This is a genomic window from Anabaena subtropica FACHB-260 (assembly GCF_014697105.1).
Lineage (GTDB): Bacteria > Cyanobacteriota > Cyanobacteriia > Cyanobacteriales > Nostocaceae > Trichormus > Trichormus subtropicus.
Window position 1 is genome coordinate 1 of record NZ_JACJRF010000087.1, and the last position, 6,250, is coordinate 6,250.

Genomic DNA, 6,250 nt, shown 5'->3' on the forward strand with positions numbered 1-6,250 from the left:
TCCTGAGCCTATTTTATTAAACCAGATTTTTGCCAAGCTTACTTCTTTAGGACGTATTCATCCCGTTTCTACGGGCGTTGAACCCTCGTAATTTGGCAAAGGTATTGATAGTTAAAGCGAATACACAGATAGCATCGAACAGGCTTTTATCTTTGGAACAATCTGGTTTGGGTGGTTTAGATAGCGTTCGCGGCTATCGGCAAGATTTTCTTTTAACAGATAATAGTGCTTTTGCCTCAGCTGAGTTGCAAATACCAATTCTGCGATTATCTCAATCGAATGGCTTATTACAAGTCACCCCTTTTGTTGATTTTGGAGTAGCCTGGAATAATTATCGAGAAACTCCAGATCCTAATACCTTAGCTGCCGTTGGTCTTGGTTTGCGCTGGTCAGGTGGCGATCGCTTTACCGCTCGTCTTGACTGGGGTATTCCTTTAGTATCTGTTAATTCACAAGCTAAAACCTGGCAGGAGAATGGTCTATATTTTTCTCTCATTTATAATCCTTTTTAAAACTTTCAAGAGTCTAATGAATTACTAAAACTCTACCCTTTCATGGGTAGAGTCTTTTGAGTTTTAGCTGATTTTTTGTTTATAATAAATTAAGTTAATGTTATATAATTTGCGTATTAATACCCAGGAAATATAGAAGAGTAAAAGTCTATGGTTATTAGTTACAAGTACCTGTAGACAAAAAACGCATATATATTATGTATGATTTTATATAATTAAGATTAAGCGAATGTTTGAAAATTATTATTGCTAACATAAAAATCTTAAAAACATAACCTCCATTACCTTGTAGGGAAGGGGGATTTCCAAGCCTCTCCCTGGAACAGAGAGAGGTTATTAGTATACTTTTCGACTTTTCAAACAACCTCTAATATAGTTTATGAAGAAAAATAAAAAATATATGAACGTAACTTAGAAAAAATGGCTGTTATAAATAGTTAAATATACTTGTTATATTTACAATAAATATCTAAGAATATAAGGATTTAAGAAATAATAATGCCAGGCAATGAGTGGGAAAAAATACGCCACATATTAGTTGTCCAAGACTTGCAAGGACAGCGAAACATACCATTGCAAGAGGCTACTTATTCTATTGGACGGCATAGCAGCAATGCTATTGTTATTCATTCTCTGTCAGTATCGAGACAACACGCGATTTTATTGCGGGTAACTATTCCTGGGACTGACCAATATAGCTTTCGGATTATCGATGGCAACTTCAAAGGACAGGGAAGCACTAATGGCTTAATTGTAAACGGGACTAGAAGTTTCTCTCATAATCTCCAGCACGGAGATGTGATCAACTTTGGTAGTCATCAAGCGCAGGCTAAATATTATGCTATTTCTAATATTTCCGAAAAAGCTTTTTTTGCGTCTGCTGATGTTGAAGACTTATCGGAATTTTTATCTGAGCTATCTCATCCTGTTAATTCTTTTCAAACTGTAGTTGTCGATCCTGAGTTTGAAGGCGCTAGTGAGACGGCTTTAGCTCGTTTAGCATCGTTTCCAGAACTGATTCCCAATCCCATTATTGAGACAGATTTAGAAGGAAAAGTTACATATCTCAATCCAGCCGCAGCTATTAAATTTCCCGATTTGAGGCAACTTGGTAGACAACATCCTATCTTAAGAGAAATTCTCAATATTGCTGAAAAGCCCAAAATCAATCCTTTTGTTCGAGAAGTAACAGTTGGTCACGCAGTTTTTGAACAATCAGTCCATCACTTGCCTGAAAGTGATTTAATTAGAACCTATATCATCAGAGATATTACTGAGCAAAAGCAAGCCGAAGCCGAACTACACCAGCGCGATCGCTTGTTACAAGCAGTAGCCGAAGCTGCCAATTGCTTGGTAATAGAACTAAACTATGATACTGCCATTGAAAAAGCTCTAGCTGTGGTAAGTGAAGCAGCCAAGGCAGATCGGGCTTATTTATTTAAAAACCATCCTCATAGCGTGACCGGGGAAATGGCTGTAAGCTTACAATTTGAATGGTATTGCTCCCACTTCCCACCAGCTCGCCAGCATTGGCAAAATCTCCTTTATCAGTCTGTTGAGTTATCACGTTGGTATAGTATTTTATCTAGTGGCAAACCAATTAATGAACTGACCAGACAATTGCCAGATGCCGAACGTGAACTTCTCAAAAGGGACGGTGTTCAATCTCTATTGTTGGTACCTTTGCGGTTAGAAGATGAATTTTGGGGGTACCTTGGTTTAGCAGACTGCACTCAAGAGCGTTACTGGTCAAGACATGAAGAATCTACACTGTTGACAATGGCAGCTAGTATTACTGGTGCTTGGCAGCGTCAACAAGTAGAAGAAAAAATTCGCTACCAAGCCCTGCATGATTTACTGACGGAATTACCCAACCGCTTACTATTTAATGAATTACTGGCTAAAGCTTTAGCCAACGCGTCGCGTAGTGAAGAGAGTTTAGCCGTGATGTTTCTCGATCTTGATCGCTTCAAAATCATTAATGATACTCTAGGACACACCTTGGGCGATCGCTTATTACAACTTGTGGCACAAAGGTTACGAGACTGTCTGAGGAGTGGAGACACTGTTTCTCGTTGGGGAGGTGATGAATTTACAATTCTCCTACCCCACATAAATTATCTCGAAGAAGTATCCCAGGCAGCTTGCAGAATTTTAAAGGCTGTAGAGACTGTTTTTCATATAAATGGGCATGAACTTTATGTGAGTGCTAGCTTGGGTATTGCCTTACTAGATGAGCATAGTCCCGATGCCGAAGCCCTAATCAAACACGCAGATGCAGCTTTGTATCATGCCAAAGATGAGGGGAGAAATAACTATCAGTTTTATACTACTAGCTTAAGTGGCAAAACTCCTGAACGGCTAACGTTAGAGAAAAGCCTGCGTTCTGCCCTAGAAAAGCAAGAATTAACATTGTACTATCAGCCCCGCGTTAACATCCTCACCGGACAAATTACTGGTATGGAAGCACTATTACGCTGGCAGCACCCAGAGATGGGATTAGTAGCACCCAGTGTTTTTATCCCAATTGCTGAGGAAACGGGACTAATTATTTCTATTGGCGAATGGGTATTGCGGACAGCCTGTGTACAAAACCGAGCTTGGCAAGAAGCAGGATTAACTCCCTTGAAAATGGCTGTCAATCTCTCTCCCAAACAATTCCGCCAACCAAATTTACTAGAAATTGTCTCCACAATTTTAACCGAGACAGGGTTAGCACCAGAATTTTTAGAGTTAGAAATTACAGAATCAACAGCTATTGAGGATATCAAGTTTACTAAGAGTGTGTTAGAAGATCTACAGCAAATGGGTATTGATATTGCCATTGATGACTTTGGGACTGGTCATTCTTCCCTATCACGTTTACAACTTTTACCACTCCACAACCTAAAAATTGATGGGTCTTTCATCAAAGCACTGACCACAGACACCAAGGTAGCGCATATTGTCAAGGCGATCGTGACTTTGGGCAGGAGTTTAGGTTTGAGGCTGACTGCTGAAGGGGTAGAAAAACAAGAAGAACTCGATTTTTTAAAATCTATTAACTGCGAGGATGTCCAAGGTTTCTTGTTCCACAAGCCTCTTTCGGCTGAGAAAGCAACGGCAATCCTGCATGGTGAAAGAGAAGAGACTTCTAATTAAAAAAATAGTCAAAACAGTAGGGGATCTGGGGGTAGGAAGGATACAACAATATCAAGAGAAATGCTTTTCCACCCCTACTAGTCTGCCAAGTTAACTTTGCAAGGTCAATAGCAGCAAAAAAATCTCTTTCTCCCCCTGCTCCCTCTACTTCCCCTGCTCCCCCTGCTTGCCTTAGCCTAGCAATTTTAGGTTGGTGAACTACTACGCCCGTGTTTATTGAAAGTCCTTAAGCGGAGATTTTTTCCTCAAGTAGTTTAAACGTCTTCTTGGTAGCACCACAAATGGGACACTGCCAATCATCAGGAATATCTTCAAATGGTGTACCAGGTGCAATCCCAGAATCAGGATCGCCAGCGACAGGATCGTAAATCATGCTGCATTGTCGGCAAATCCATTTGCGTGTGCTGGGATCTTCACCAACTACTCTAGTGACAGGTTGTCCGCCATTTAATACTTCTAAAGCTTCCGTGTAGCGATCGGCGTGGTAATTTTCGATAAATTTTAATAAGCCAAAGCGGTGTGCAGCTTCGCGGAAAGTGCTAGCGTGTTCGCCAGATTCTTGAGCTTGTTTGAGAAATTCTTCTGCCGCAGGATGATCGCGATCGCTTTGAGCAGCTGCGGCAAAATCTGGATACATTGTTGTGTATTCGTAGGTTTCGCCTTCAATTGCCAAAGATAAGCAACGAGAGACGATTTCCCGCTTTTGTTCGTCAGTTAAATCAGATGGATTTTCTACAGCCAATTCTGGGTGTAGCAACTCAAAATGGGCAAAAGCGTGTTCTGTTTCTTGTTCTGCGGTTTCGCGGAATAGTTTAGCTAAATCGGTAAATCCCAGTTTACGCGCGACTTCGGCAAAAAACAGATACTTGCGATTTGCCATCGATTCGCCACCAAAAGCAGCTTCTAAGTTTTGCAGAGTAGTAAAGTTTGATAGATCCATAATTTTTGGATGCAGTTAAGTAATTTTTACAGAGCAAATACAGACAGTGAATCGAGTAAATCAGCTGTTTTTGTATATCGAAAAAAGTTTTACACAAATTTTCAGCCCATATTTATTTACCCGTTTCATCAGCGATGACAGGACAATACCCAAAGGGTTTTCAGTATTTCTCTGATAAAAATGCGTAATCAGTATATCCTGTTACGTCTGAACTATAGAATGTCTTGATATCTGGTGTGTTTAATTGGGCATTAATTTGCAAGCGTTTTGGTAAGTCAGGATTAGAAATAAATAGCTTGCCAAAAGATACTAAATCTGCATTATTCTCTGCCAGAATACTATCTCCTTTTTGGCGATCGTAACCGCCATTAGTAATTAATGTACCTTTGAATATTTGACGAAAGTAAGGTGTTACAGGATTAATTACTTCACGGGTTGCCAAATCAACTTCATTTGGTTCCATGATATGAACATAAGCTAGCCTAAAGTGGTTCAGTGCATTGATCACATAGCTAAATGTCTCTTTTGGGTTGGAGTCGGACATTCCGTAAAAAGTGTTACTGGGTGAAAGCTTAATACCCAGGCGATCGCCTCCGGTGGGGTATAGCCCATCGCCACCCCAAACACTAGCGACAGCTTCCACAACTTCTAAAAGAAATCTACTACGCTTTTCTATGGAACCACCATACTCATCGTTACGTTGGTTGGAGCCATCTTGTAAGAATTGGTCAATTAAATAACCAAATGCACCGTGCAGTTCCACCCCATCAAAACCCGCCGTGAGAGCATTTTCTGCACCTTGGCGGAATTGTTCTACAATTTCAGCAATTTCTGCGGTTTCCAAAGCACGGGGTGTTTCTAGAGATACCTTACCGACTGGAGTGTGCAGTGAACCAACGCCAGCCACTGCACTCGGTGCAACGGGCAATTCTCCACCAAGCAAAGCCGGATGAGCGACTCTTCCTGAATGCCAAAGTTGGAGAAAAATCCTTCCCCCTTGTTGATGTACCGCATCTGTCACCAGTCGCCATCCAGCTATTTGTTCTGAGGTATAAATCCCCGGACAGTTCATATATCCCAAACTGAGAGGTGAAACGGCTGTACATTCAGTGACAATTAGCCCTGCACTAGCACGTTGGGCGTAGTATGTCGCCATCAGCGAGTTAGGGATGTTGTCAATTGCGCGTAAACGAGTCATGGGAGCCATAACAATTCTGTTGGCAAGGGTATAAGCTCCAAGCTGAACAGGGGAAAAAAGATTAATTTGGGAGTTCATGGCTGAAATTGCAGTTTTATGAGGTATCAGTCAGAATTTTAGCCGGAATCTCGCTACTTATTATTTATTCTTTGCTTTAGTTAAGTGGGGACGAGGCAAAAATCTTCCGTTACATTCGCAGGATTAACTGTGAGAGTGTCAATACCCCAAAATAATGTATAAAAAAATATCCAACTAGGTTGGGTGCGTCAGTGCGAGAAAACTTAGCTGTAGCAATAAATTATTCATACTGACGCACCCTACTAACTGGCTTTCTTATATTAATTTTGAATTTACGTCTAATGTGAATTAAAGAGAATGAGACTGGAAGGTGAGAACATCAATACCAAAAAGGCGGCGAAGCAATTTGCGTAGTGTGTGAGAGGCGATTTTGGCAGCAAT

General features: G+C 40.8%; 3 protein-coding genes and 2 pseudogenes. 2 read left to right on the top strand and 3 right to left on the bottom strand.

Going from position 1 to position 6,250, the window contains the following annotated elements; genetic code table 11:
* Window positions 1–104: 104 nt before the first annotated feature.
* A pseudogene (locus H6G18_RS24270) lies at window positions 105–512 on the top strand (BamA/TamA family outer membrane protein); the annotation flags it as partial.
* Window positions 513–1,010: 498 nt separating this feature from the next.
* Window positions 1,011–3,653 carry an EAL domain-containing protein gene (locus H6G18_RS24275; RefSeq protein ID WP_190409649.1) on the top strand — a complete coding sequence of 881 codons (2,643 nt, stop codon included), beginning with the start codon at window positions 1,011–1,013 and terminating at the stop codon, window positions 3,651–3,653.
* A gap of 226 nt (window positions 3,654–3,879) precedes the next feature.
* Here the strand turns inward: H6G18_RS24275 and H6G18_RS24280 are convergent, their stop codons facing one another.
* The 3 genes and pseudogenes from H6G18_RS24280 to H6G18_RS25415 all read right to left on the bottom strand — a co-directional run.
* The gene (locus H6G18_RS24280) at window positions 3,880–4,593 is read right to left on the bottom strand and encodes a rubrerythrin family protein (RefSeq protein ID WP_190409650.1); all 714 of its coding nucleotides are present in this window, start codon (window positions 4,591–4,593) and stop codon (window positions 3,880–3,882) included.
* Window positions 4,594–4,753: 160 nt separating this feature from the next.
* Complete coding sequence (locus H6G18_RS24285; protein WP_190409651.1) at window positions 4,754–5,869, bottom strand: alkene reductase; 1,116 nt, start codon at window positions 5,867–5,869, stop codon at window positions 4,754–4,756.
* A gap of 288 nt (window positions 5,870–6,157) precedes the next feature.
* Window positions 6,158–6,250 (bottom strand): annotated as a pseudogene (locus tag H6G18_RS25415) (IS982 family transposase); the annotation flags it as partial.